27 protein-coding genes are annotated in these 23,600 nt (G+C 71.7%); 18 read left to right on the forward strand and 9 right to left on the reverse strand.

The window, feature by feature from the left end; genetic code table 11:
- The first annotated feature begins 159 nt into the window (after nucleotides 1-159).
- From AB0F29_RS27215 to AB0F29_RS27225, 3 genes are all read left to right on the forward strand, one after another.
- Nucleotides 160-1,593, forward strand: coding sequence for an SLC13 family permease (locus tag AB0F29_RS27215; protein WP_361876982.1), 1,434 nt, complete (start codon nucleotides 160-162; stop codon nucleotides 1,591-1,593).
- Complete coding sequence (locus AB0F29_RS27220; protein WP_361876985.1) at nucleotides 1,590-2,795, forward strand: glycerate kinase; 1,206 nt, start codon at nucleotides 1,590-1,592, stop codon at nucleotides 2,793-2,795. The genes AB0F29_RS27215 and AB0F29_RS27220 overlap by 4 nt, the downstream gene beginning before the upstream one ends.
- Before the next feature lie 139 nt (nucleotides 2,796-2,934).
- Nucleotides 2,935-3,747, forward strand: coding sequence for a serine hydrolase domain-containing protein (locus AB0F29_RS27225; RefSeq protein ID WP_361876988.1), 813 nt, complete (start codon nucleotides 2,935-2,937; stop codon nucleotides 3,745-3,747).
- Here AB0F29_RS27225 and AB0F29_RS27230 read toward each other — a convergent pair.
- The gene (locus AB0F29_RS27230) at nucleotides 3,716-4,189 is read right to left on the reverse strand and encodes an ATP-binding protein (protein ID WP_361876991.1); all 474 of its coding nucleotides are present in this window, start codon (nucleotides 4,187-4,189) and stop codon (nucleotides 3,716-3,718) included. The genes AB0F29_RS27225 and AB0F29_RS27230 overlap by 32 nt on opposite strands.
- Before the next feature lie 82 nt (nucleotides 4,190-4,271).
- On the opposite strand from AB0F29_RS27230, the gene AB0F29_RS27235 reads away from it, so the two are divergent.
- From AB0F29_RS27235 to AB0F29_RS27265, 7 genes are all read left to right on the forward strand, one after another.
- On the forward strand, nucleotides 4,272-5,096 hold the full coding sequence (locus AB0F29_RS27235; RefSeq protein WP_361876994.1) for a helix-turn-helix transcriptional regulator: 825 nt from the start codon (nucleotides 4,272-4,274) through the stop codon (nucleotides 5,094-5,096).
- Nucleotides 5,080-5,349 (forward strand): DUF397 domain-containing protein, encoded by a 270-nt coding sequence (locus AB0F29_RS27240; protein WP_361876997.1) that lies wholly within the window; start codon nucleotides 5,080-5,082, stop codon nucleotides 5,347-5,349. The genes AB0F29_RS27235 and AB0F29_RS27240 overlap by 17 nt, the downstream gene beginning before the upstream one ends.
- Before the next feature lie 97 nt (nucleotides 5,350-5,446).
- Nucleotides 5,447-5,749 carry a hypothetical protein gene (locus AB0F29_RS27245; RefSeq protein WP_361876999.1) on the forward strand — a complete coding sequence of 101 codons (303 nt, stop codon included), beginning with the start codon at nucleotides 5,447-5,449 and terminating at the stop codon, nucleotides 5,747-5,749.
- Nucleotides 5,750-5,908: 159 nt separating this feature from the next.
- Entirely contained in the window at nucleotides 5,909-7,330 is a 1,422-nt protein-coding gene (locus tag AB0F29_RS27250) for an MFS transporter (protein WP_361877002.1), read from the forward strand.
- A gap of 35 nt (nucleotides 7,331-7,365) precedes the next feature.
- Nucleotides 7,366-7,869, forward strand: coding sequence for a GNAT family N-acetyltransferase (locus tag AB0F29_RS27255; protein ID WP_361877005.1), 504 nt, complete (start codon nucleotides 7,366-7,368; stop codon nucleotides 7,867-7,869).
- 40 nt (nucleotides 7,870-7,909) lie between these two features.
- On the forward strand, nucleotides 7,910-8,317 hold the full coding sequence (locus AB0F29_RS27260; RefSeq protein WP_361877008.1) for a hypothetical protein: 408 nt from the start codon (nucleotides 7,910-7,912) through the stop codon (nucleotides 8,315-8,317).
- Nucleotides 8,318-8,436: 119 nt separating this feature from the next.
- Nucleotides 8,437-9,150, forward strand: coding sequence for a DinB family protein (locus AB0F29_RS27265; RefSeq protein ID WP_361877011.1), 714 nt, complete (start codon nucleotides 8,437-8,439; stop codon nucleotides 9,148-9,150).
- Between the two features lie 115 nt (nucleotides 9,151-9,265).
- On the opposite strand, the gene AB0F29_RS27270 is transcribed toward AB0F29_RS27265, so the two are convergent.
- From AB0F29_RS27270 to AB0F29_RS27280, 3 genes are all read right to left on the reverse strand, one after another.
- On the reverse strand, nucleotides 9,266-10,021 hold the full coding sequence (locus AB0F29_RS27270; protein WP_361877014.1) for a hypothetical protein: 756 nt from the start codon (nucleotides 10,019-10,021) through the stop codon (nucleotides 9,266-9,268).
- Between the two features lie 424 nt (nucleotides 10,022-10,445).
- Nucleotides 10,446-10,835 carry a hypothetical protein gene (locus AB0F29_RS27275; RefSeq protein ID WP_361877017.1) on the reverse strand — a complete coding sequence of 130 codons (390 nt, stop codon included), beginning with the start codon at nucleotides 10,833-10,835 and terminating at the stop codon, nucleotides 10,446-10,448.
- A gap of 171 nt (nucleotides 10,836-11,006) precedes the next feature.
- Complete coding sequence (locus AB0F29_RS27280) at nucleotides 11,007-11,666, reverse strand: pirin family protein (protein ID WP_361877020.1); 660 nt, start codon at nucleotides 11,664-11,666, stop codon at nucleotides 11,007-11,009.
- Between the two features lie 312 nt (nucleotides 11,667-11,978).
- On the opposite strand from AB0F29_RS27280, the gene AB0F29_RS27285 reads away from it, so the two are divergent.
- The 5 genes from AB0F29_RS27285 (at nucleotide 11,979) to fabF (ending at nucleotide 16,875) form a co-directional block, all read left to right on the forward strand.
- Complete coding sequence (locus AB0F29_RS27285; RefSeq protein ID WP_361877023.1) at nucleotides 11,979-13,178, forward strand: helix-turn-helix domain-containing protein; 1,200 nt, start codon at nucleotides 11,979-11,981, stop codon at nucleotides 13,176-13,178.
- A gap of 89 nt (nucleotides 13,179-13,267) precedes the next feature.
- Complete coding sequence (locus AB0F29_RS27290) at nucleotides 13,268-14,182, forward strand: ACP S-malonyltransferase (protein ID WP_361877026.1); 915 nt, start codon at nucleotides 13,268-13,270, stop codon at nucleotides 14,180-14,182.
- A gap of 9 nt (nucleotides 14,183-14,191) precedes the next feature.
- On the forward strand, nucleotides 14,192-15,223 hold the full coding sequence (locus AB0F29_RS27295; protein ID WP_361877029.1) for a ketoacyl-ACP synthase III: 1,032 nt from the start codon (nucleotides 14,192-14,194) through the stop codon (nucleotides 15,221-15,223).
- 64 nt (nucleotides 15,224-15,287) lie between these two features.
- Entirely contained in the window at nucleotides 15,288-15,536 is a 249-nt protein-coding gene (locus AB0F29_RS27300; protein ID WP_103531356.1) for an acyl carrier protein, read from the forward strand.
- Nucleotides 15,537-15,612: 76 nt separating this feature from the next.
- Entirely contained in the window at nucleotides 15,613-16,875 is a 1,263-nt protein-coding gene (gene fabF / locus AB0F29_RS27305; RefSeq protein ID WP_361877033.1) for a beta-ketoacyl-ACP synthase II, read from the forward strand.
- Between the two features lie 185 nt (nucleotides 16,876-17,060).
- Here the strand turns inward: fabF and AB0F29_RS27310 are convergent, their stop codons facing one another.
- A complete protein-coding gene (locus tag AB0F29_RS27310) occupies nucleotides 17,061-17,555 on the reverse strand; it encodes a DUF3145 domain-containing protein (RefSeq protein WP_361877036.1) in 495 nt (164 codons plus the stop codon).
- A gap of 399 nt (nucleotides 17,556-17,954) precedes the next feature.
- Here AB0F29_RS27310 and AB0F29_RS27315 point away from each other — a divergent pair, with 399 nt between their 5' ends.
- Both AB0F29_RS27315 and AB0F29_RS27320 read left to right on the forward strand, forming a co-directional pair.
- Nucleotides 17,955-18,857, forward strand: coding sequence for an SGNH/GDSL hydrolase family protein (locus AB0F29_RS27315; protein WP_361877038.1), 903 nt, complete (start codon nucleotides 17,955-17,957; stop codon nucleotides 18,855-18,857).
- A gap of 11 nt (nucleotides 18,858-18,868) precedes the next feature.
- The gene (locus AB0F29_RS27320; RefSeq protein ID WP_361877041.1) at nucleotides 18,869-19,885 is read left to right on the forward strand and encodes an aldose epimerase family protein; all 1,017 of its coding nucleotides are present in this window, start codon (nucleotides 18,869-18,871) and stop codon (nucleotides 19,883-19,885) included.
- 31 nt (nucleotides 19,886-19,916) lie between these two features.
- On the opposite strand, the gene AB0F29_RS27325 is transcribed toward AB0F29_RS27320, so the two are convergent.
- The 4 genes from AB0F29_RS27325 to AB0F29_RS27340 all read right to left on the reverse strand — a co-directional run bounded on the left by AB0F29_RS27325 (nucleotide 19,917) and on the right by AB0F29_RS27340 (nucleotide 23,035).
- Nucleotides 19,917-20,525 (reverse strand): LysE family transporter, encoded by a 609-nt coding sequence (locus AB0F29_RS27325; protein WP_361877044.1) that lies wholly within the window; start codon nucleotides 20,523-20,525, stop codon nucleotides 19,917-19,919.
- Entirely contained in the window at nucleotides 20,522-21,337 is an 816-nt protein-coding gene (locus tag AB0F29_RS27330) for an EI24 domain-containing protein (protein ID WP_026290581.1), read from the reverse strand. Before AB0F29_RS27330 ends, AB0F29_RS27325 begins: the two co-directional genes overlap by 4 nt.
- A 114-nt stretch (nucleotides 21,338-21,451) precedes the next feature.
- Entirely contained in the window at nucleotides 21,452-21,880 is a 429-nt protein-coding gene (locus AB0F29_RS27335; RefSeq protein WP_069754619.1) for an organic hydroperoxide resistance protein, read from the reverse strand.
- A 135-nt stretch (nucleotides 21,881-22,015) separates the two neighbouring features.
- Nucleotides 22,016-23,035: an NADP-dependent oxidoreductase gene (locus AB0F29_RS27340; protein WP_361877049.1), complete on the reverse strand. Its 1,020-nt coding sequence runs from the start codon at nucleotides 23,033-23,035 to the stop codon at nucleotides 22,016-22,018.
- A gap of 132 nt (nucleotides 23,036-23,167) precedes the next feature.
- Here AB0F29_RS27340 and AB0F29_RS27345 point away from each other — a divergent pair, with 132 nt between their 5' ends.
- Nucleotides 23,168-23,599 (forward strand): MarR family transcriptional regulator, encoded by a 432-nt coding sequence (locus AB0F29_RS27345; RefSeq protein WP_361877052.1) that lies wholly within the window; start codon nucleotides 23,168-23,170, stop codon nucleotides 23,597-23,599.
- Nucleotide 23,600 lies beyond the last annotated feature (1 nt).

Consider the following 23,600-nt stretch of genomic DNA (forward strand, 5'->3'; position numbering starts at 1 on the left):
CCCGCGTTCCCGGGGGCGGGGCTTCCGCGTTCCCGGGATGCCTCGGGTTGCGGGGGGCGGGGTGCGGGCCGCGAGGTGCGGAGCGCTCGACAAACTTGATGAAAAGGCCTTCACCGGACACTCATCAGGCGCTCACCCCGCCTGAACAGGCTGTACAGCGTGCCTCTACCACTCCGGCAGACCGTCGGCCTCTGTGCCGTCCTCGGACTCTGCGCTCTCCTCGCCGTCCCCGGCGCAGCCCCCGGCCTCAGCGTCGACGGGCGGCTCTCCCTCGCCGTCTTCGCCCTGGCCACCGCCGCCTGGATCGCCACTCCGGTGGACGACGCCTACGTCGCGCTCGGCGCGGGCCTGGCGCTGACGGTCACGGGGGTGATCAGCAGTGAGACCCTCTTCGCCACCCTGGGCGACGAGACGGTGTGGCTGCTGATCTGCGCCTTCGTCCTGGCGGCGGCCGTGACCCGGACCGGTCTGGCCGGCCGGGCCGCCGTCTTCCTGGTCGGCGGGGCCAGGACCGTGCGCCAGCTGGTGCACCTGACCACGGCCGGACTGGTCGTGACCGCGTTCGCCGTGCCGGCCACGTCGGGGCGCGCCGCCCTCGCGCTCCCGGTGTTCCTGGCGCTGGCCGCCGCCCTGCGCGAGCGCCGCCGTCTGGTGGTGATGCTGGCGCTGCTCTTCCCCACGGTCATCCTGCTGTCGGCCGTCGCGACCCTGATCGGCGCGGGCGCGCACCTGATCACCGTCGGCGTGCTCTGGGAGCAGACCGGGGAGCAGCTGAGCTTCGTGCAGTGGCTCGTCCTCGGGCTGCCGCTGGCCGTCGTCTCCTCCCATCTCGCCGCCGAACTGGTGCTGTTGACGACGACCCGGCGCTCCGACCGCAAGGGCCCCGTCACCATCACGGCGGCGCAGATCCAGGAACACTCCGAGACCGCCGTCGAGGGGCCGTTCAGCCCGGCGGAGTCCCGGTGCCTGCTCCTGCTGGCGACGGTCGTCCTGCTCTGGTGCAGCGAGCCCCTGCACGGGGTGTCGCCCGCCGTGGTCGCGCTCATCGGCGCGCTGGTGGCGACCTCCCCGGCGCTGGGGACCGTGCGCTTCAAGGACGGCCTGAAGACGGTCCCCTGGCCGCTGCTGCTGTTCATGGCCGCCACCATGGCGATGGGCGTCGCCCTCTCCGACTCGGGCGCGGCCGACTGGCTGGTGGGCTGGATACCCCTGGGGGCGTCCACGCCCCCGTGGATGTTCCTGGCCGGAGTGGTCGTCGTCAGCACGGCCGCCCATCTGGCGCTCCAGTCGCGTTCCGCCCGGTCCTCCGTTCTGGTCCCGCTGGTGGTCGCGGCGGCGGTCGGGGCCGGGGTCAACCCGGTCACGGCGGCGCTGGCCTCCACGGCCGCCGCCGGTTTCTGCCACACGCTGCCCTCGTCGGCCAAGCCGGTCGCGCTCTTCGCGGACGTGCCCGGCACCCCGACCTACACCCCGCGCGATCTGCTGCGGCTGTCCGCGTTCCTCGCCCCGCTCACCGCGGCCCTCGTCCTCACCTTCGCCCTCGCCGTCTGGCCGTTGCTCGGCGTGCCCGTCCTTCTGGAGACCCAGCCATGATCCACCGCACCCAGCGCATCGCCATCGCCCCCAGCGGCTTCAAGGAGTCCCTCTCGGCCGCCCGGGTGGCCGAGGCCATCGCCGTCGGCGTACGGCGCGTGATCCCCGACGCCGACCTCGACCTCATCCCGCTGGTGGACGGCGGCGAGGGCACGGCGGAGGCGCTGGCCCTGGCGGGCAGCGGCCGGCTGGTCCCGGTCACCGCGACGGGCCCGGTGGGCGAGCCGGTCGCCTCGCACTTCGCGCTGCTGGGCGGGCCCGGCCCGCTGACCGCCGTCGTGGAGATGGCCGCCGTCGCGGGCCTCGCCCTGGTGCCGCCGGGCCTGCGCCACCCGGGCGCGACCACCACGTACGGCGTCGGCGAGCTGATCCGGGCGGCCCTGGACGCGGGGGCCCGGCGCATCCTCGTCGGCTGCGGCGACTCCGGTACGTCGGACGGGGGCGCGGGCGCCCTCCAGGCGCTGGGTGCCCGGCTGACGGACCGGCACGGCCGTGAACTGCGCCGGGGCGGCGGGGCGTTGCACGAGCTGGAGCGCATCGACCCGTCCGGCCTGGACCCCCGGCTGGCCGACGCCGAACTGCTCGTGGCCTGCAACCCGTACAACGTGCTGTGCGGGAAGCGCGGGGTGGCCCGGGTCTTCGGGCCGCAGAAGGGGGCGACCCCGGCCGAGGTGGAGCTGCTCTCGGCCGGCCTGGAGCGGCTGGCCGACGTCCTCACCCGGGACCTCGCCCCGGCCTTCACCCCGGCGACCGGTGCCGCGATCGATCTGCGCACGGCTCCCGGCACGGGCGCGTCCGGTGGCCTCGGGGCCGGCCTCGCGGCCGTGGGCGCGCGCCTGCTCCCCCGCTACGACGTGCTGCTCGACGGTCTCGACCTCGACGCGCGCCTCGCCCGCGCGGACTTCGTGATCACGGCGGAGGGGGCGCTCGACCACCAGACCGTACGGGGGAAGATCCCGGCGGAGGTCGCCCGGCGGGCCCATGCCGCAGGGGTGCCGGTCCTCGTGCTGGCCGGGACGATCGGGCCGGGCGCGCAGGACGTGCGGGCGGTGGGCGTGGACGCGTACAGCTCGATCCTGCCCGCGCCGATGACACTGGTGGAGGCGATCGGCAGGAGCGGCGAGTTCCTGGCCGACGCCGCGGAGCGCTCGATGCGGATCATGGCGCTCGGCACCCGGCTCGCGCCGCTGGCGGCCGCCTGACTCGCACGCCTTACGTCCCGGGCTCCCCGGGGGCCCGGGACGCAGCGGGGTGCGCGGCGGGCCATCGGCGTCCCGTCGCCGTCCCGGGCCACCCGGGGCCGGGGACGGGACGCCGGGCGCGGCCGTTAGGCTCGGAGCCATGGAGAGCCTGCGCATCATCGACACCTGGCCGGTCACGACGGCGGCGGCCGCCGTCGTGCGGGCGGACGGCACGGTCCTCGGCACGCACGGGCCGGCCGACCACCGCTTCCCCCTCGCCTCGGTCACCAAGCCGCTCGCGGCCTACGCGGCGCTGGTGGCGTACGAGGAGGGGGCGGTCGAGCTGGACGAGCCGGCCGGGCCCGAGGGGTCCACGGTGCGCCACCTCCTCGCCCACACCAGCGGCCTGGCCTTCGACGAGCACCGGGTGACGGCCCCGCCCGGCAACCGCCGCCTGTACTCCAACGCGGGCTTCGAGGTGCTGGGCGACCACATCGCCAAGGCGTCCGGCATCCCGTTCGCGGAGTACCTGCGCCAGGCCGTCCTGGAGCCCCTGTCCATGACGTCCACGACCCTCGACGGCTCCCCCGCCCGCGACGGCGTCTCCACCCTGGCCGACCTGGTCCGCTTCGCCGCCGAGGTGCAGGCCCCCCGCCTGCTCGACCCGCGTACGGTCCTGGAGGCCCAGAGCGTCGTGCATCCGGGCCTCAAGGGCGTGCTGCCGGGCTACGGCCACCAGAGCCCGAACGACTGGGGCCTCGGCTTCGAGATCCGCGACGCCAAGTCCCCGCACTGGACGGGGAACTCGTCCTCCCCGGCGACCTTCGGGCACTTCGGCCAGTCGGGCACGTTCCTGTGGATCGACCCGGTGGCGGGCGCGGCCTGCGTCGCGCTGACGGACCGGGCCTTCGGGCCGTGGGCGGCGGAGGCGTGGACGCCGTTCACGGACGCGGTTCTGGCCGAGCTGACCTGAACCGGCTGCCGCCCTTCTCCGGCGGCGTCAGGCACTCGAACCAGACGGTTTTCCCGCTGCCGTCCCACCGCTTGATGATGCCCCACTCGTCGGTGACGGCATCGACCAGGACGAGCCCCCGCCCCCCGTCGTCCAGCGGATCGCCGGTGATGGCGAGGGGCACGGCCGGGCTGCTGTCGGACACCTCGACGCGGACGCCCTCGCCGCGCGGCAGCCGGAAGATGAAGGTCCTGCCGCGCCGGTCGGGCACGTGCTGCACGACGTTGGCGATCAGCTCGGTGAGCGCCAGTTCGGCGGCGTCGGCGAGGAAGGGCAGCTCCCAGGCCGTGAGGTAGAGCCGCAGGACGCGGCGCAGATGGCGGGCGGAGTGCGCGCCGAGCGCGAAGTCGGCGCGGTAGACGGGCTCCCCGGGATCCCTCCGGGGGACAAGTACGTGATTCATGTCACCAGGCTGCGACGTGATGGCTACGCTCGGCTACGTACCGAAACGAACGCCGCGAGGCGTTGCACCCGGAGGTCCATCCGTGGCCAACATCCAGACGCTCGATCCCGACGCCTCCCCGCTCGCCTACTACGGCGGGGAGTTGCGCCGCCAACGCGAGGCCCAGGGCCTGACGCAGCCGCAGTTGGGCACCATCATCTTCTGCACGGGCTCCCTGGTCGGCCAGATCGAGACGACGAAGAAGATCCCCACCCGCGACTTCTCCGAGCGCGTGGACGCGGCGCTGGGGACGGACGGAACGTTCTCGCGGCTGGTGGGGCTGGTGCTGCGGAGCCAGTTGCCCACGTGGTTCCAGCCGTACGCGGACATGGAGGCGAAGGCCGCGTACATCTCGACGTACCAGGCGCAGGTGGTCTACGGGCTGTTGCAGACGGAGGAGTACGCGCGGGCGGTCCTGGCCACCGGCATGCCCGACGGTCTGGAGGGTCTGCTCGCCGCCCGGATGGAGCGCCAGCGGATCCTGGAGCGGGAGAAGCCGCCGCTGGCCTGGGCGATCCTGGACGAGGCGGTGCTGTACCGGCCGATCGGCGGCCACGAGGTGATGCGGGCCCAACTCCAGAAGCTGTTGGACTACGCGGCGCACCGCTGGATGCGGATCCAGGTGCTGCCGTTCGAGGCAGGTGAACACGCAAGCTTGGATGGCTCGTTCAACCAGCTGCGCTTCGACGACGACCCGGACATCATCTACACCGAGGACCGCATCTCCGGCCATATGACGGCCAACCCGGAAACCATCAGGGAGGCTTCGCTCCGATACGCTCACCTCCAGGCCACCGCACTCTCCGTCGAGGAATCGGTGGCGCGGATCAGCCGCGTGATGGAGGAGCGTTATGGAGACCGGCCCTGACCTGACGAACGCGGAATGGCGTAAGTCGAGCTATAGCGGAAGCACTGGCGGCGACTGCGTTGAGTGCACCGTGACCGGCGGCGCGGCCTGGCGGACGTCCTCGTACAGCGGCAACACCGGCGGCTGCTGCGTCGAGGTCGCCGACGGCTCCTCCTGCGGGTCCGTCCCCGTTCGCGACAGCAAGAACCCGACCGGTCCCGCCATCGTCCTCGGGGCCCACGCCTGGCAGGCGTTCGTGGACGGGCTGCGCTGACACGACCGTCACCGGGAGCAGGGCGGTACGGGCAACTGGCCCCCGTACCGCCCTGCTCGGCGTCGCGCCGATACGTTGTTGCAGGGGGCGGTGATCAATGGACGGGAACCAGGGAACCGAGATGAACGCGCGGGACGAGGACGACAGGACCGAGACTGCCTGCCGGATCTGCGGGCATGACGACGGCGAGCCCGTGTTCGACGCGTACGGCTTCCCTCGGTACGTCATCTGCCCGTGCTGCTACAACGAGTCCGGCATCGGGGACGACACCGTGACGCAGGTCCGTGAACTGCGTGGCTACTGGGTCGGCACCGGAGCCCCTTGGCATGATCCGAAGCGGCGGCCGTCCGACTGGGATCTGCTGAAACAGTTGGCGAACATCCCGCCGCAGTGGCGCTGATCCGGACAGCCGCCCGCTGCCTGCCTCACGTCGTGAGCCGCCGCCAGCGACGACGCCAAAAAGGGATTGCCCGGTGGCCGGCCCCTGACATAGCTTCTCGCTGGCTCCGGGTGGTCCAGACCAAGCCTCGGGGTGTCGAGCCACGTCAACGGGACACCCATGACTGCGGAACAGGCCCTCCGACCCTCACCGAGCGACTCGGGCGACACCCTGCCGGGCATCTTCTCCCGGCCGTACGCGGCGGCCACGCTGACCTTCGCCACGGTGATGTTCCTGACCGGCTTCGCCGCGCTGGCCGTGGTGCCGACGCTGCCGACCGCCGCCGAGGACTTGGACGGGGTGTCGCTGTTCCCCCTGGTGGCGGGCAGCTTTGTGGCGGCCAGTCTGCTCGGCGGTGTGCTGGGCGGTCACTGGGCGGACCGCGCCGGCGCCCGGCGTCCGCTGGCCCTGGGCATGATCCTCTCCGTGGTGACGCTGCTGGTGTCGGCGTCCAGCGGCTCGATCTGGCAGTTGGTGATCGGCCGCTTCGTCGACGGTCTGGCGGCCGGGATGGTGGCGGTGTCGGTGACGACCGCCATCGGCCAGTCGTATCCGGAGTACCTGCGGCCCAGGATGCTCGCGATGATGAGCGCGAGCTGGATCATCCCGTCCCTGGTCGGGCCGCCGGTCGCCGGAGTGGTCGCCGAGGTGTGGTCCTGGCGGACGGTCTTCTACGGCCTGGCCGTGCTGACGGCGCTGCCCGCGATCGCCCTGGTGGCGGTGCTCCGCAAGGCCCCCGCAGGCGATGAGACCCAGGCCCCGCCCGTCGAGGAACGCGCCTCCCGGCCGCCGCTGGTGGTCGCCGGGATGCTCAGCCTGGGCGCGGCGCTCGGCCAGTACGGCGTCTCCGGGTGGGACGCACGTCATCTGCTGTTCGTCGTCGCCGGCGTCGTACTCCTGGTGGTCTTCGCGCCCCGTCTGCTGCCGCAGGGCACGTGGCGCAGTGCCCGGGGCCTCCCCACCACCGTTCTGCTGCGCGGGCTGACCTCCGGTACGTACTTCACCGTCGAGGCGCTGGTGCCGTTGATGCTGATCACCGAGCGGCGGGTGGCGGCGGTGACGGTCGGCGTGGCGTTCACCGCCTCGGCCGTTCTGTGGGCAGTCGCGTCCTGGGCGCAGGGGAAACTCCTCCAGGACGTCGCCCGGCACCGGCTCGTCACCGTCGGCGCCCTGATCATGGCGGCGTCCGTCGTCTTCGCCGTCGTGGGCAGCTTCTCCGGCGTCTCCCCGCTGCTCGCGATGGTGGCCATGCCGCTGGCGGCTGTCGGGATGGGGATGCTCGATCCGTGCGTCACGGTGCTCTCGCTCTCGCACAGCGCACCGGACCGGCTGGGCCACACCACCAGTGCCATGCAGACCAACATGAACCTCGGGCAGGTCGTCGTCCTGGCGTTCGCCACCGCCGTCCTCAACGCCGGGCTGGCTGCCGGAACCAGCCGGCTCGGGGGCTACGCCATCACCTTCTCGCTCCTGCTCGTACCGACCCTGCTGGTCGCCGTCCTGGCCGTCCGCGCGCGGAAGGACGGACCGGCCCCCGGGTGAGCGATGGGACGGAGTTGCAGTGGCAGAGTGGGCCCATGCCTGCCTACGCGACCATGCCCTACCACCTGGAGACCGAGCGGCTGATCCTGCGGCCGTGGGCCGGGTCGGACGCCGCCGAGTTCAGCGAGCTGCTCGCCGAACGCGGCAAGGGGAAGCCCCCGGTCGAGCGCATCCGCACGTCCATAGCGGAGCTGCTGGCCGCGACGGAGACCACGGGGATCGCCCTGCTGCCCATCCAGCGCCGCGAGGAGGGCGACTTCATCGGCTACTGCGGTCTGATCATCGGCCGCACCACCCTGGAGGAGCCCGAGATCGCGTACGAACTGTTCCAGCGGGCCCACGGACACGGCTATGCCACCGAGGCGGCCGGCGCGGTACTCGAAGCCGCCGTCGCGACCGGGCGGAAAAGGCTCTGGTCGACCGTCGCCACGTGGAACACCGCGTCGCTCCGCGTCCTGGAGAAGCTCGCGTTCGAACGGGACCACGTCTCCATGGAGGAGAACGGCGAAGTGGTGTGGCTCACCCGGGCGTTGGCGTGAGGCGGAACGGCCCCAGCGTGCGCTGCTAGATTCGTCCGCCATGCGATCACAAGAATACGACGTCGAATTCCGGCAGCAGTCCACCCGTATACGCAACTGGGGTGCCGGTCTGCTGCTCCTGTCCGCACTGTTGTGGGGCTGGTGCGCGATTCTGCTGCTGACCGACTATGAGGTCGAAACGCGCAGCGGCTTCACCGACGAGTGCGCGGCGCGCCTGTTCACGGAGAGCGGTACGGCCAACGAGGGGCTGTGGAAGGGCGACTACTGCGAGGACGAACGCGACTGGCCCGAGGCGCTGCTCGTCCTGGGGCTGTCCCTTCCCGTATCGCTCGTGGGGACCGCGCTGTTCACGACCGGCCAGGTGAGCCGGCGGATGAGCGGGCACTCCCAGGCGATGCGTGCGCTGGACCGGATCGCGGACGAGCGGGAGAAGCGCGCCGAGGCCTGACCTCCTGTTCCCGGCGGGCCCCGGACCCGCCCCGGAATTCGGTCGCGCCCCGCGAGGTGAGCCGTTAACTTCCCTCCGTGCGCCGTGGATCGCGTGGCGCGCCGACGAGGGAGCCACGCATGAACGACCACGATCGACGGACCGACCGGCTGAGCATCCTGATCGAGCAGTTCGACCAGGCGCGGGAGATGGCCCAGGTCCGGCTGAAGGGCCTCGGGGACGAGGAGTACCTGTGGGAGCCGGCCCCCGGCAGCTGGTCGATCCGGCGCCGGGAGGACGCGGTGACTCCGCGGGCGTACGGGCCCGGCGCGTGGGTCATCGACAAGGGGGCGCCGCAGATCCCGGCGAGCGAGTACGCGGAGGTCGCGCGGCAGGCGGCGGGCGGGATGTCCGTGGCGAAGATCGCCGAGGACTGGAGCGTGAGCGCCGAACGGGTCGAGGAGGTCCTCGCGTTCACCGGTGAGCCGGAGCCCGACGTCGTGCCGATCACCACCATCGCGTGGCGGCTGGGGCACCTGCACTCCGACTTCGCGGGGCGCTGGGAGTGGACCTTCGGCGAACGGCGGCGGGACCCGCATCTCCTGGTCGACTTCACGCCGTCCGCCTCCCTGGCGCTGGACCGCTTCTGGGAGACCATCGACCGTCACCGCGCCAGCATCGCCGCGCTCACCGACGAGCAGCTCGACACGGTCGGCCTCTCGCGGTATCCGTACGGCTCCGACCCCGACGACCCGTACATCGGCGTGCTGGCCAACGCCAACCTGGAGCTCATCCACCACATGGCCGAGATCGCGCTGCTCCGCGACCTCTGGCGGGCCCGCCGCTCCCTGTGACACACCACGGGGCCGGCGGGGCGCGCGCCCTCCGCCTTGCGATCGCACGCACCAGATGCCGCCGAGCCCGCCCTCCCGGCGGACGGCGCTCCTTTCGAAACACGCCCTGGCTCAGCTAGCGGTGGTTGAGATGCTTGCGCGCGATGTCGGCGAACGCGCTGATAGCTGACTTGAGGAACTCGAAGTGTTCCCGGGGGAGATCCGCCGGCGTGGAGGGGTGCAGGCTCCCGTCGGGACCCTCGGAACCGTCCTCGATACCGTTGAGCGTGGCGCCCAGCTGCTCGGCTGCGGCCTGAACGGCCCGGGCGGCCGCTGCGACGCTCGATGGCCCCTCCAGCTCCACCTGACGAGCCGCGGCCGCCACCGGCTGAGGCTCGGCCGCGGTCGAGACCGCCCGTCGTAGGTCAGCCCGTTCGGAGCTGCTGTGCCGGACCGGGAGGCCTTCGAGCTCGTTGAACAGGTCATGGAGAAGGAAGCCCGCGCCTTCCAGCACTGCCCTGGTCTCCGCCTCGTAGGCATGTGCGGCTTTCAGGAGCTCGGAATACACCTCCCGTTGCGCCGTACGGCGGGTGACGTCGAGCGATCCCAGATAAGCGCTGCGGGCCGCCTTCGACGCTCCGACCACAGCAGCTGCACCGCCGATCAGAGCGCCAGTGAGGGCGCTGCCCGCCCCGATCAACGCGATCATCAGCTCGTTCTCCATAACCGGATCCTGTCGTGAACCGGCCAGGCCGTTGTCGTTCCCGATATTTCTGCCGTCCGCGGTTGGTGTGACCTGCGGCTGGAGCGTGGAACGCAGCAGCGGGCTGCTGCGTTCCAGCGGTATGAGAAGCGCTCTGCTTGTGGTGACGGTCGGCGTCGCTGCCGGCATCTGCCTGATCCTGGCGGACCGCGCCTTGCTGTGGGCAGAGCGCCGGGGATGGATCTACTACCGCACGACGAAGGGACGTACCGCGGCGCTGGCGGAGGAGTACTCTCCGGCAGCACAAGCGGTGAAGCGGGCGATGGAGCAGGAGCGGATCCGCAAGAACGTCCGGCCGGCAGAGGGCCCGCCGCTCGGCGTGGACCTGGACAAGGGCGTCGCACGGATCCGCCGCTCACAGCCGGGTCTGCAAGAATCTGCCCACTCGACTGAGATCGTGGCTGGAGGCCCGCACCATGCTGCTCGTGGCGGTCGCACGCCACCACCACGCTCACCTGCTCGCCGCCATCGTCGAGCCGGGCGGTGAGCTGGAGCTCCCACCCCCGCCGTAGCGGGCGCTTCAGGGGCGCGGTCGTCCCGGAAGGCTGCGCGGTCAGCGCCGGCCGCCGCCCATGCGGCGGTCGTCGGCCAGTCCGGTCAGCGGGCCGAACTCGCAGGCAAGCTCGTTCCACGTCAGAACCTCGCCACAGCGGGCCGGGAACTCCTTCGGGTCGAACTCGGGCATGGTCCAGGTGCCGGTGCCCCGGTCCCGCAGCCACAGGTCCCCGTCACCGTCGACCACCGTCGGCGGAACCGGTACGGGCTCGGCCTCATCGGTGGGCCCCCAGGTGACCCGGCCCGGGTGGGAAACGCGGCGCAGCTCGGTGGCGGCCAGCCGCGCGGCCGCGTCACGGGTGGACTCTTCGGCCTCCTTGACCGACGCGAGTCGGTAGGCGTCGTCAAGTACGGGCAGGGCTGGATTCTTGCTGCGCTTTGAACTCATACGCTGACTACCTCCGGTAGGGGGCGTCACATCCGTTATGGCACCCCGTAGAGGAACACGGTATCCGAGGCGGGAGGCGGGCCGGATACGACCACTGTCCAGGTGGAGGCGTCCGGCAGGATCGCTGACCAGGCCGTCACTCTCCTTCGCGAGCGCGCCTCCGTGAGTGCCTCACCCCGCCAGCTCCCACACCAGCAGCTCCGCCGGCCCCGTCACCGCGACCGCCTCCAGGCCCTCCGCTCCGGTGATCCGGGCGGCGTCGCCGGGGCCCAGCTCCTCGTCGTCCAGGGCGACCCGCCCGCGCACCACGTGGACGTAGGCGCGCGCCGCGTCGGGCACCGCCGTGCGCTCGCCCATGGCCAGGCGGCGGACATGGAGCATCGCGCCCGCGCCGGGCAGGGCGTACGGGGTGGAGTCGGCGATGCCGGGGACCACCGTGTACGAAGGTTCGCCGCCCGGCTCCAGGGGGGCCAGCCACATCTGGAGGAAGGTCAACGGGCCGATGTCGTCGTTGCGTTCGACGTGGCGGACCCCGGAGGCGGCGCTCAGGTGGGCCACGTCCCCGGCGCGGACGACGGTGGAGTGGCCGGCCGAGTCGCGGTGGGTCAGCTCGCCCTCCACGACCCACGTGACGATCTCCGTATGGCTGTGCGGGTGCTCCTCGAAGCCCGCGCCCGGGGCGAGGCGCTCCTCGTTGCAGGCCAGGATCGGGCCGAAGCGGAGGTTGTCGGGGTCGTAGTGGGGACCGAAGGAAAGGGCGTGCCGGGTGACGATCCCGGCGGCCTCGTCCCCGCCCCGGTAACGGTCATCGGACCGGTGCACGGAAATCACCCGGCCACGGTAGCCCGGGGGTGCCCGCCGCAGGGCCGCGGGAGCGGGACGGTGGCGCGGCGGCATGCGGCCTCGGGAACGGGACCGGTCGCGCCCGGCGTACGGCCGCCGGAGCGGAGCGGTTGCGCCCTGCGTACGGCCGCAGGGGCGGAACCGTCACACCCGCCGTACGGCCGCCGGAGCCGAACGGCCGCGCCCGCCGTACGGCCGCCGGAGCGGAGCGGTTGCGTCAGGTGTTCGTCTACCCGCCGGTACGGGGCACCGTCGCCCCGGCCCACCGATCTTCCGGCCCGATAAGGCAGTCTTGTCCTCGTGCCCCGACCCGATCCTGAGCTGCCCCCCGCCCACGACGCCCACCTGCACGCCGCGACCCTGAAACGGCTGGAGCGGTCCTCCGGCCGGCTGGCCGCGAACGCGATTGCCCGCATGGACGAATCGCTGCCGTGGTACCGGGCGATGCCTCCGGAGAACCGGTCCTGGATCGGCCTGGTCGCCCAGGCCGGCATCGCCGCGTTCACCGAGTGGTTCCGGCATCCCGAGACCCCGCAGGCCATCTCGACCGACGTGTTCGGCACCGCGCCGCGCGAACTGACCCGGGCCATCACCCTGCGGCAGACCGTGGAGATGGTGCGCACCACGATCGAGGTCATGGAGGCCGCGATCGAGGAGGTGGCCGCCCCGGGCGACGAGTCGCTGCTGCGGGAGGCGCTCCTCGTCTACGCGCGCGAGATCGCGTTCGCCACCGCCCAGGTCTACGCCCAGGCCGCCGAGGCCCGGGGCGCCTGGGACGCCCGGCTGGAATCCCTCGTGGTGAACGCGGTGCTCTCCGGCGAGGCCGACGAGGGGGCCGTGTCCCGGGCCTCCGCGCTCGGCTGGAACTCGCCCGAGCACGTGTGCGTGATCCTCGGCACCGCGCCCGACGGGGACAGCGAGCTGACCGTGGAGGCGATCCGGCGCGCCGCCCGGCACGCCAAGCTCCAGGTCCTCACCGGCGTCCTGGGCAACCGCCTCGTCGTCATCGCGGGCGGCAGCGACAACCCGCTCCAGGTCGCGAAGGGCCTGATCGGGCCGTACGCCGCCGGGCCGGTCGTCGCGGGTCCCGTGGTGCCGGACCTGCTGGCGGCGACCCGGTCCGCGCAGGCGGCGGCTGCCGGGCTGAAGGCGTGCCTGGCATGGCAGGACGCGCCCCGGCCGGTCCTGGCGGACGATCTCCTTCCGGAGCGGGCGATGGCCGGAGACCCGGCCGCGCGGGACCAGTTGGTGGAGGAGATCTACAGACCGCTGGAAGAGGCCGGTTCGGCGCTGCTGGAAACGCTCAGCGTCTATCTGGAACAGGCGAGCAGTCTCGAAGGCGCCGCCCGGATGCTCTTCGTGCACCCCAACACCGTGCGCTACCGGCTACGACGTGTGACCGACGTCACCGGATGGTCCCCTTCCGATGTGCGCTCCGCGTTCACACTGCGGATCGCCCTCATCCTGGGGCGCTTGGCCGCAGCGGATCCTCAGTCCTAGACTTTTGTTGGACTTCAACAATTCCCCCGACGGTTCTTCGTCCCTGTCCCCACGGGCGTGCGGAGCCGTCCACAAGAGAGAGTGTGAGGGTGCTCGTACTCGTCGCTCCCGGCCAAGGCGCTCAGACGCCCGGCTTCCTGACTCCCTGGCTCGACCTCCCCGGTGCCGCCGACCGCATCGCTGCCTGGTCCGACGCCATCGGGCTCGACCTTGCCCACTACGGCACGCGCGCCGACGCGGACGAGATCCGCGACACCGCCGTGGCCCAGCCGCTCCTGGTCGCCGCCGGACTGCTCTCGGCAGCCGCCCTGGACGCCTCGCCGTCCGTCGTCGCGGGCCACAGCGTCGGTGAGATCACCGCCGCCGTGCTCGCGGGCGTCATCGACGACGAGGCCGCGCTGCGCTTCGTCCGCACCCGGGGGCTCAGCATGGCCGAAGCCGCCGCGGTCACCGAGACCGGCATGGCGGCCCTCCTCGGCGGCGACCCCGACGTGACGGTCCCGCACCTGGAGAAGCTCGGTCTGACCCCGGCCAACGTCAACGGCGGCGGCCAGGTCGTCGCCGCGGGCACCGCCGCCCAGATCGCGGCCCTGGAGGCCGACAAGCCCGAGGGCGTGCGCCGGGTCGTCGTGCTGAAGGTGGCCGGCGCGTTCCACACGCACCACATGGCCCCGGCCGTGGAGAAGCTGCGCGCGGCGGTCGGCGACCTCACGGTCTCCGACCCGACCGTGCGTTACGTTTCCAACGCCGACGGCCACACCGTGGCCACCGGCACCGAGATCATCGCCCGGCTGGTCGGGCAGGTCGCCAACCCGGTCCGCTGGGACCTGTGCATGGAGACCTTCCAGTCGCTGGGCGTCACCGCACTCGTCGAGCTGAGCCCCGGGGGCACGTTGACCGGGCTCGCCAAGCGCGCGCTGCCCGGTGTGAAGACGCTCGCGCTCAAGACCCCCGACGACCTCGACACGGCCCGCGCGCTCATTTCCGAGCACGCAGGCGCCTAAGGAGCGAGCATGTCGAAGATCAAGCCCAGTAAGGGCGCCCCGTACGCACGGATCCTCGGGGTCGGCGGCTACCGTCCGACCAGGGTCGTGCCGAACGAGGTGATCCTCGAGACGATCGACTCGTCCGACGAGTGGATCCGCTCCCGCTCCGGCATCGTCACCCGCCACTGGGCCTCCGACGAGGAGACCGTGGCCGCGATGTCGATCGAGGCGTCCGGCAAGGCCATCGCGGACGCGGGCATCGATCCGGAGCAGATCGGCGCGGTCGTCGTCTCGACCGTCTCGCACTTCAAGCAGACCCCTGCCGTGGCCACCGAGATCGCCCACAAGATCGGCGCGGGCAAGCCCGCCGCCTTCGACATCTCGGCCGGCTGCGCCGGCTTCGGTTACGGCCTCACGCTCGCCAAGGGCATGGTCGTCGAGGGCTCCGCGGAGTACGTCCTCGTGATCGGCGTGGAGCGGCTCAGCGACCTGACCGACCTGGAGGACCGGGCGACGGCCTTCCTGTTCGGTGACGGCGCGGGCGCGGTCGTCGTCGGCCCCTCCCAGGAACCGGCCATCGGCCCGACCGTGTGGGGCTCCGAGGGCGACAAGTCCGACACCATCAAGCAGACGGTGGCCTGGAACGACCTGCACATCGGTGACGTCTCCAAGCTGCCGCTCGACTCGAAGGGCGAGATCAAGTTCCCGGCCATCACGCAGGAGGGCCAGGCGGTCTTCCGCTGGGCCGTCTTCGAGATGGCGAAGGTCGCCCAGCAGGCGCTGGACGCGGCCGGGATCGCCCCTGAGGACCTGGACGTCTTCATTCCGCACCAGGCCAACATGCGGATCATCGACTCGATGGTGAAGACCCTGAAACTGCCGGAGCACGTCACGGTCGCCCGTGACATCGAGTCCACCGGCAACACGTCCGCCGCCTCGATCCCGCTCGCGATGGAGCGGCTCCTGGCGACCGGTCAGGCGAAGAGCGGCGACACCGCGCTCGTCATCGGCTTCGGGGCGGGTCTCGTCTACGCCGCGACGGTCGTTACCCTCCCCTAGGCACACCGGACCTTCTGGTCCGTACGCACGAACCCTGAAGAAAACCCACCGAAGGAGCGCCAAGATGGCCGCCACGCAGGAAGAGATCGTCACCGGTCTCGCCGAGATCGTCAACGAGATCGCCGGTATCCCGGTCGAGGACGTCCAGCTGGACAAGTCCTTCACCGACGACCTGGACGTCGACTCGCTGTCCATGGTCGAGGTCGTCGTCGCCGCCGAGGAGCGCTTCGACGTCAAGATCCCCGACGAGGACGTCAAGGACCTCAAGACGGTCGGCGACGCCGCCAACTACATCCTGAAGCACCAGGGCTGACCCCAGCCCGGCTGTGTCGCCACCCGGCGGTGGCGCCGCTGATTCACGACCCTCTACACGTGGAGAAGATTTTCCAGTGAACTCGACCAATCGCACCGTGGTCGTCACCGGTATCGGCGCAACCACTCCGCTGGGTGGCGACTCCGCATCGACCTGGGAAGGTCTGATGGCCGGCCGGTCCGGCGTCAAGCCTCTCGAAGGCGAGCGCTTCGCCGAACTGCCCGTCCGGATCGCCGCCCTCGCGGCCGTCGACCCGGGCGACGTCCTTCCCCGCCCGCTGGCCCGCAAGCTGGACCGCTCGGCGCAGTTCGCGCTGATCGCGGCCCGCGAGGCCTGGGCGGACGCTGGTTTCACCGCCAAGGCGGGCGAGGACGAGAGCATCGCCCCCGAGCGCCTGGGCTCGGTCATCGCCTCCGGCATCGGCGGCGTGACCACCCTGCTCGACCAGTACGACGTGCTGAAGGAGAAGGGCGTACGCCGCGTCTCCCCGCACACCGTTCCCATGCTCATGCCCAACGGCCCGGCGGCCAACGTCGGCCTGGAGGTCAACGCCCAGGCCGGTGTCCACACCCCCGTCTCCGCCTGCGCCTCGGGCGCGGAGGCCATCGGGTACGCCGTCGAGATGATCCGTACCGGCCGTGCCGACGTGGTCGTCGCCGGTGGCACCGAGGCGGCGATCCACCCGCTGCCGATCGCCGCGTTCGCCAACATGATGGCGATGTCCAAGAACAACGACGAGCCCGAGACGGCCTCGCGCCCGTACGACACCGGCCGGGACGGCTTCGTCCTCGGCGAGGGTGCGGGCGTCGTCGTCCTGGAGTCCGCCGAGCACGCCGCCAAGCGGGGCGCGCGGGTCTACTGCGAGGTGCTGGGCCAGGGCCTGTCGGCCGACGCCCACCACATCGCGCAGCCCGAGCCCACCGGGCGGGGCATCGCCGCCGCGATGCAGAACCTGCTGGACTCCAGCGACCTCAAGCCGTCCGAGGTGGTCCACCTCAACGCGCACGCCACGTCGACGCCGCAGGGCGACCTCGCGGAGATCAAGGCGCTGCGCAAGGTGCTGGGCGATGACCTTGACCATGTGGCGATCTCCGCGACGAAGTCGATGACGGGTCACCTGCTGGGTGGCGCGGGCGGCATCGAGACCGTGGCGACGGTTCTGGCGCTGCACCACCGCATCGCTCCGCCGACCATCAACATCGACGAGCTCGACGAGGCGATCGACGCGGACATCGTGCGCGGTGAGCCGCGGGTGCTGCCCGAGGGGCCGATCGCGGCGATCAACAACTCGTTCGGATTCGGTGGGCACAACGTGGTGCTGGCGTTCCGGTCCGTGTGACGCCACCCCTGTACGTGTGAAGCCCGCTTCCCGGGGTCCGGGAGGCGGGCTTCATCGTTCTTTCGGGGCTCTGCCCCGGGCCCCGCTCCTCAATCGCCGGAGGGGCTTGATTTTGCCCCTCGATCACCGCTCAGCGAAGGGCGCCGGAGGGGCTTGATCGCGAAGGGCGCCGGTGGGGCTTTGAGTTACACCACCTGGTGGAGCCAGCGGACCGGGGCGCCCTCGCCCGCGTGCCGGAAGGACTCCAGCTCGTCGTCCCAGGGCTTGCCGAGCAGGGCGGCGATCTCGGTCTCCAGGTCGCTCTCGCCGCGCACCGACCGGGCCAGCGCGGCCCGCAGCCGGTCCTCGGGGATCAGGATGTCGCCGTGCATGCCGGTGACGGCGTGGAAGATGCCGAGGCCGGGGGTGGAGCTGTAGCGCTCGCCCTCGGCGGTGGGGCACGGCTCGGCGGTCACCTCGAAGCGCAGCAGGTCCCAGCCGCGCAGGGCGGAGGCGAGCTGCGAGGCGGTGCCGGCGCGGCCCTTCCAGGAGAATTCGGACCGCCAGGTGCCGGGCGCGGCCGGCTGTCTGATCCAGTCCAGCTGGACCCGCACACCGAGGACGCCCGCCACTGCCCACTCGACATGTGGGCAGAGCGCGCGTGGTGCGGAGTGAACGTACAGGACTCCACGTGTCGTCACCGGAACCTCCCGTGTGGGACGAGGTACGCCTTCCCCAGCGGCCTCGCGCCCGTACCGTCTCTTTCCGGCCGGTTCCCGAGGTTGTCATCAGTAAACAGCATCGGGAGTTAATCTCCTGAAAAGGGACAGTATGTGACGTGACGTAATGTACCGGAGCCGCCCGTGTGTGCGCGGGCGGGCGGGACGCCACTGGTCCGACGGGGAAAAGCTACCGTGCGCCGGGGCCGTCCGTGTGACGTACCGTCGGTCTCGGGCCCCTGATTCGCCGGCTTTCACCCGGCAGGGCGCGCAGAGCCCCGACCTGGGGATCGTGTGCTTGCCGGGGGCATGTCCAGAGGCATAGGCCAGGGTTGACCGGAGGGGATCCGAGTGATGCCGGAGCGTGCGACACGCCCACGAATGCGTACCACCGCCGCCGCGCTGACGGCGCTCTCCTGCGTCGGCGTCGTCGCGTTGGCCGGGTGCGGCTCCGACGGGGCGGAGGGCGGCGTGTCGCGGAACGCGCCGGCGGCCACGCGCGGGGCCTCGCCGTCCCCCTCCCCCGCCCCGGCCTGGAACCCCCGGCCCGGGTCGGTCGCGGCGGTCGGGGACTCGATCACCCGGGGCTTCGACGCGTGTTCGGTGCTGGCCGACTGTCCCGAGGTGTCGTGGGCGACCGGTTCGGACGACGCGGTGCGCAGTCTCGCGGTCCGGCTGCTCGGCCCGTCCAAAGCCGCGGACCGCAGCTGGAACCACGCGGTGTCGGGGTCGCGGATGGTGCAGTTGCCCGAGCAGATGGCGCTGGCGGCGAAGGAGCGGCCGGAGCTGGTGACGGTGATGACGGGCGCGAACGACGCGTGCCGGGACTCGGTGCGGCTGATGACGCCGGTCGCGGACTTCCGGGCGTCGTTCGAGGCGTCGATGCGGCAGTTGCGGGCCGGGGCCCCGAAGGCGCAGGTGTACGTCTCCAGCGTGCCGGACCTGAAGCGGCTCTGGTCGACGGGGCGGGTGAACGAGCTGGGCAAGAAGATCTGGCAGCTCGGCATCTGTCAGTCGATGCTGGCCGACGCGGACGATCTGGGCCCGGCGGCCGTGGCCCGGCGGGACGCGGTGCGGGAGCGGGTGGTGGCGTACAACGGGGTGCTGCGGGACGTGTGCGCGAAGGACCGCTACTGCCGGTACGACGGCGGGGCGGTGTTCGACTTCCGTTTCACCGGGACGCAGCTCAGCCAGTGGGACTGGTTCCATCCGAGCCGCGACGGCCAGGCCCGGCTGGCGGAGATCGCCTACCGCAACATCACGGCCCCCGAGCCGCCCGCGTAGGGTCGGTGACCATGACGACCAGCGCGGATACGGCCACGTACACGGAAGATCTCGGCGCTCTCGCGGACGGGTCGCGGGTCCGCCGGTGGACGCTGGAGCGGGACGGGGTCCGGGTGCGGGTCCTGACCTACGGCGCGATCGTGCAGTCCGTGGAGGTGCCGGGCCGGGACGGCTCCCGGGTCCCGGTGGCGCTCGGGCTGCCGGACGTCGCGGGCTACGAGGAGTTCCCGGCCCCCTACTTCGGCGCGGTGGTCGGGCGGTACGCGAACCGGATCGGGGGCGCTTCGTTCGTCCTTGACGGGCGCACGTACCGCTTGACGCCCAACGAGGGCGGGACGCATCTGCACGGCGGGGCCAGGGGCTTCGACAAGCGGGTGTGGGACGCGGTGGCGGTCCCGGACGGGGTGCGGCTCTCCCTGGTCTCGGCGGACGGGGACGAGGGGTATCCCGGGCGGCTCGACTTCTCGGTGACGTACACCCTGGGGCCCGGCGGGGCGCTGCGGCTCGGCTACCGGGCGGTGACCGACGCCCCGACCGTGCTGAACCCCACGAGCCATCTGTACTGGAACCTGGCGGGCGCGGACAGCGGGAGCGCACTCGGGCAGCAGTTGCGGATCGCGGCGGAGCACGTGACCCGGGTGGACGCGGCGTCGGTGCCGACGGGTGAGCTGCTGCCGGTGGCCGGGACCCGGTTCGACTTCCGGGGGATGCGGGCGGTGGGCGCGGGCTACGACCAGAACTTCGTGCTGGAGGAGATGGAGGAGGGGGCCGAGGAGGCGGGCGGGGTCGTCGCCGAGCTGTACGACGCGGCGTCCGGGCGGGTGTTGACGGTGCGGACGACCGAGCCGGGGCTCCAGCTGTACACGGCCGACCACTTCGACGGGCGGCCGTTCGGGCCGTGTGCCGGGATCGCGCTGGAGACCCAGCACTTCCCGGACTCGCCGAACCGGCCGGAGTTCCCTTCCACGGTGCTCCGGCCGGGCGAGGAGTTCGTCTCGCGCACCGAGTACGCGTTCTCGGTGCGCTGAGACCTGGTTCCCTTTTTCTTCGGCGCTCCGCTCAGCGGGCCAGGCCCAGGGTGACGCCGAGGCCGACCAGGACCGAGCCGATCGAGCGGTTGAGGGCCTTCTGGCGGCGCAGCATCGCACCGCGCAGCCGGGAGTGCGAGAAGAACAGCGCGACGAGGGCGAACCAGCCGAGGTGGGCGGCCGACATGAACAGGCCGTAACCCGCCTGCTGCCACAGGGCGGTGTCGGGCCCGACGACCTGGGTGAAGGTCGCGACGACGAACAGGGTCGTCTTCGGGTTGAGGGCGTTGGTCAGGAAGCCGCTGCGCAGCGCCCCGAACGGGGAGAGGCCCGGCCGGTCGCTCAGGTCGACGTCGAGGTCGGCGCGGGCCAGGAAGGTGCGCACCCCGATGTAGATGAGGTAGGCGGCGCCCGCCAGCTTGACCGCCGTGAACAGGACGGTCGAGGAGGCGATGAGCAGCCCGACGCCGAGCATGGTGTACGTGACGTGGACCAGGACGCCCGCCGCGACGCCGGTGGCCGCGAGGACACCGGTGGTGCGCCCGTACAGATAACTGTTGCGCACGACCATCGCGAAGTCGGCGCCCGGCGAGATGACCGCGAGGACGGTGATGGCGGCGACGGCCAGCAGTTCGGTCACGCGGACCAGGCCCGGGGGGCCGGTGCGTCACCGCTGTCGGCGGTGCCGGGCCCGGGGCCCGGGTCCGACGCCGCGTCCGGGTCGACCAGGTCGCGGGCGAGGAGGGTGGCCCCGGCGACGGCTCCCGGCATCAGGAACACGGCGACCACGGGGATGAGGAAGGCCAGGGTCAGCGGGACGCCGAAGCCGAGCACCAGCATCCGGCGGCCGCGCAGCAGGACGAGGCGGTCCTTGAGCACCATGCCCCGGCGCTGGAGGGCGACGGCGGTCAGCTCCTCGGCCAGGAAGTAGCCGGAGACGCAGAAGCCGATCGCGGGGACGACGGTCTGCCCGATGACGGGGATGAAACCGCAGGCGAAGAGGGCGATCCCGTACAGGGCGACGCGTAGCAGGATGCGCACGGAGTCGCGGGCGGAGATCCACAGTTCCCGCCAGAGCGGCAGTCCGGACTCGGGGACGTCGCCGCCCTCGCTGCGGTCGACCTCCTCGGAGAGCGACTCGTAGAAGGGCTGGCCGACCAGGAGGGTGACGGCGGTGAAGGTGATGACCGCGAGGAACAGGCCGAGGACGAAGACGAGAGCGGTCAGCCCGGTGCGCAGGATTCCCTGCCAGGGCGAGGACCAGTCGTCGGCGAACGGCGTCGCCCAGCCGACGAGGTCGTCGGCTCCGTAGCCGAGTCCGATCAGCGCTCCGGCGTAGATGACGAGGGTGACGAGTCCGGGCAGCAGCCCGAAGCCGAACCATCGTCCGTGTTGGGCAACCCAGCGTTGCCCCTTCATCAAGTAGCCGAAACCCGCCCCGAGATCACTCATGGGCGTCAGCGTACTGGCGGGGGAAAGCGGTGAGGACCGCACCCCGGGGCGGGGTGCGGTCCTCACGCGGTGCTGCCTTCGACGGCGGCGGCGCTGTGATCGGCGGCGCTGTTGTCAGGCGACCGAGAGCGCGACGTTGATGTTGCCGCGGGTGGCGTTCGAGTACGGGCAGACCTGGTGGGCCTTCTCGATGAGCGCCTGCGCGGTGGCGGCGTCGACGTTCGGGATGGAGGCGCTGATCGCGACCTCCAGGCCGAAGCCGCCGGCCTCGGTCTTGCCGATCGAGACCGAGGCGGTCACGGTCGAGCCGGAGATGTCGGCCTTCTCCTGGCGGGCGACGACGCCCAGCGCGCCCTGGAAGCAGGCGCTGTAGCCGGCCGCGAAGAGCTGCTCGGGGTTGGTGCCCGCGCCGCTGCCGCCCATGGCCTTCGGCGGGTTGACGACGACGTCGAGCTGACCGTCGTCGGAGGAGACCCGTCCGTCGCGGCCGTTCTCGGCGGTGGCGACGGCGGTGTAGGCGACGTCGATCTTCTGGATGGTCATGGTGTGAGGATTCCTCCTGTTGGTGCGCCGCGACTCGCGCCCACGGATCGCGACGGCCTGCGGACGAGCCTAGCGCGTGACCGCGACCGGCAGGGAGCGGGTCGGACCGGGGAACAGATCGGACCGGGGAGCGGGTCAGACCAGGGAGACGATCATCTTCCCGGTGTTCTCCCCGCGCAGCAGCCCGACGAACGCGTCGTAGCCCTTCTCGATGCCCTCGACCGTCGTCTCCCGGTACTTCAGCTCGCCCGAGGCCAGCCAGCCGGCGACCTCCTGGACGAACTGCGGCTGGAGGTCGGAGTGGTCGCTGACGAGCATGCCGGTCAGGCGCAGCCGCTTGCCGATGATCAGCGCCATGTTGTTCGGGCCGGGGGTCGGTTCGGTCGCGTTGTACTGGGCGATCATGCCGCAGATGGTGGCGCGGCCGTGCACGTTGAACGAGGAGATCGCGGCTTCCAGGTGCTCGCCGCCGACGTTGTCGAAGTAGACGTCGATGCCGTCGGGGGCGGCTTCCCCGAGCTGGTCGCGGACGGGCCCGTTCTTGTAGTTGAACGCGGCGTCGAAGCCGTACTCCTCGGTGAGGAGCTTGACCTTCTCGTCGGAGCCGGCGGAGCCGATGACCCGGGAGGCGCCCTTGAGCTTCGCCATCTGGCCGACCTGGCTGCCGACGGCGCCGGCCGCGCCGGAGACGAAGACCGCGTCGCCCTCCTTGAAGGAGGCGACGTCGAACAGGCCCGCGTAGGCGGTGAGTCCGGTCATGCCGAGCACGCCGAGGTAGGCGGAGAGCGGGGCGAGGTCGGGATCGACCTTGACCGCGTGCTTCGCGGGCACGTCGGCGATCTCGCGCCAGCCGAGGCCGTGCAGGACGTGGTCGCCGACGGCGAAGCCCTCGGCGTTCGAGGCGATGACCTCGCCGACCGCGCCGCCGTCCATGGGGTGGTCGAGCTGGAAGGGCGGGGTGTAGGACTTCACGTCGTTCATCCGGCCGCGCATGTACGGGTCGACCGAGAAGTACTTGTTGCGGACGAGGACGCGGCCCTCGGCCGGAGCGGCGACCTCGGCCTCGCGCAGCGCGAAGTCCTCGGCCTTGGGCCAGCCGTGCGGGCGGGCGACCAGGTGCCATTCACGGCTGGACGTGGGAAGTGCTGCAGACATGGGCTCGGGTTCTCCTCAATGTCATACGAGGGGGTGTGCTTCCGCGCCCGGTGGCGCGAAAAGCTTCATGACATGAAACAACCATGCTCCTGAATATTTCATGATGTCAAGTAAATCGGTACGCTGTGCCCCATGGCCACTCGCACAGACCCCCTGACCCTTGAGGTCGTCGAACTCATCGGCGCCGTCGTGGCCCGCTACCACGAGGAGTACGACCGGGCCGCCGCCGAGCACTCCCTCACCGGGGCCCAGGCGCGGGTGCTCGGGCTGCTCTCGCTGGAGCCCCTGCCCATGCGGAAGATCGCCCTCAGGCTGAAGTGCGAGCCGTCCAACGTCACCGGGATCGTCGACCGGCTGGAGGCCCGGGAGCTGGTCGAGCGCAGGCCCGATCCGGCCGACCGGCGGATCAAGCTGGCCGCCGCGACGGAGAAGGGCAGGCGCACGGCCCGTGAGCTGCGGGACGCGCTGGACTTCGCCCGGGAGCCGCTGGCCGGCCTCTCCGACGCCGAGCGCACACTCCTGCGGGACCTGCTGCGTCGGATGCTGGGCGAGGACGCTCTTTAGC

The sequence above is a fragment of the Streptomyces sp. NPDC026589 genome (assembly GCF_040638385.1).
Classification (GTDB): domain Bacteria; phylum Actinomycetota; class Actinomycetes; order Streptomycetales; family Streptomycetaceae; genus Streptomyces.

What these genes read in the sequence shown, in the direction of transcription:
- AB0F29_RS27255 (WP_361877005.1), top strand. Translation starts at nt 7,366, where the DNA reads ATGCCTGCCTACGCGACCATGCCCTACCACCTGGAGACCGAGCGGCTG.
- AB0F29_RS27340 (WP_361877049.1), bottom strand. Translation starts at nt 23,035, where the DNA reads ATGTCTGCAGCACTTCCCACGTCCAGCCGTGAATGGCACCTGGTCGCC.
- AB0F29_RS27230 (WP_361876991.1), bottom strand. Translation starts at nt 4,189, where the DNA reads ATGAATCACGTACTTGTCCCCCGGAGGGATCCCGGGGAGCCCGTCTAC.
- AB0F29_RS27345 (WP_361877052.1), top strand. Translation starts at nt 23,168, where the DNA reads ATGGCCACTCGCACAGACCCCCTGACCCTTGAGGTCGTCGAACTCATC.
- AB0F29_RS27260 (WP_361877008.1), top strand. Translation starts at nt 7,910, where the DNA reads ATGCGATCACAAGAATACGACGTCGAATTCCGGCAGCAGTCCACCCGT.
- AB0F29_RS27330 (WP_026290581.1), bottom strand. Translation starts at nt 21,337, where the DNA reads ATGAGTGATCTCGGGGCGGGTTTCGGCTACTTGATGAAGGGGCAACGC.
- AB0F29_RS27245 (WP_361876999.1), top strand. Translation starts at nt 5,447, where the DNA reads ATGGACGGGAACCAGGGAACCGAGATGAACGCGCGGGACGAGGACGAC.
- AB0F29_RS27220 (WP_361876985.1), top strand. Translation starts at nt 1,590, where the DNA reads ATGATCCACCGCACCCAGCGCATCGCCATCGCCCCCAGCGGCTTCAAG.
- AB0F29_RS27270 (WP_361877014.1), bottom strand. Translation starts at nt 10,021, where the DNA reads ATGCCGGCAGCGACGCCGACCGTCACCACAAGCAGAGCGCTTCTCATA.
- AB0F29_RS27225 (WP_361876988.1), top strand. Translation starts at nt 2,935, where the DNA reads ATGGAGAGCCTGCGCATCATCGACACCTGGCCGGTCACGACGGCGGCG.
- AB0F29_RS27250 (WP_361877002.1), top strand. Translation starts at nt 5,909, where the DNA reads ATGACTGCGGAACAGGCCCTCCGACCCTCACCGAGCGACTCGGGCGAC.
- AB0F29_RS27295 (WP_361877029.1), top strand. Translation starts at nt 14,192, where the DNA reads ATGTCGAAGATCAAGCCCAGTAAGGGCGCCCCGTACGCACGGATCCTC.
- AB0F29_RS27335 (WP_069754619.1), bottom strand. Translation starts at nt 21,880, where the DNA reads ATGACCATCCAGAAGATCGACGTCGCCTACACCGCCGTCGCCACCGCC.
- AB0F29_RS27265 (WP_361877011.1), top strand. Translation starts at nt 8,437, where the DNA reads ATGAACGACCACGATCGACGGACCGACCGGCTGAGCATCCTGATCGAG.
- AB0F29_RS27300 (WP_103531356.1), top strand. Translation starts at nt 15,288, where the DNA reads ATGGCCGCCACGCAGGAAGAGATCGTCACCGGTCTCGCCGAGATCGTC.
- AB0F29_RS27320 (WP_361877041.1), top strand. Translation starts at nt 18,869, where the DNA reads ATGACGACCAGCGCGGATACGGCCACGTACACGGAAGATCTCGGCGCT.
- AB0F29_RS27315 (WP_361877038.1), top strand. Translation starts at nt 17,955, where the DNA reads ATGCGTACCACCGCCGCCGCGCTGACGGCGCTCTCCTGCGTCGGCGTC.
- AB0F29_RS27240 (WP_361876997.1), top strand. Translation starts at nt 5,080, where the DNA reads ATGGAGACCGGCCCTGACCTGACGAACGCGGAATGGCGTAAGTCGAGC.
- AB0F29_RS27275 (WP_361877017.1), bottom strand. Translation starts at nt 10,835, where the DNA reads ATGAGTTCAAAGCGCAGCAAGAATCCAGCCCTGCCCGTACTTGACGAC.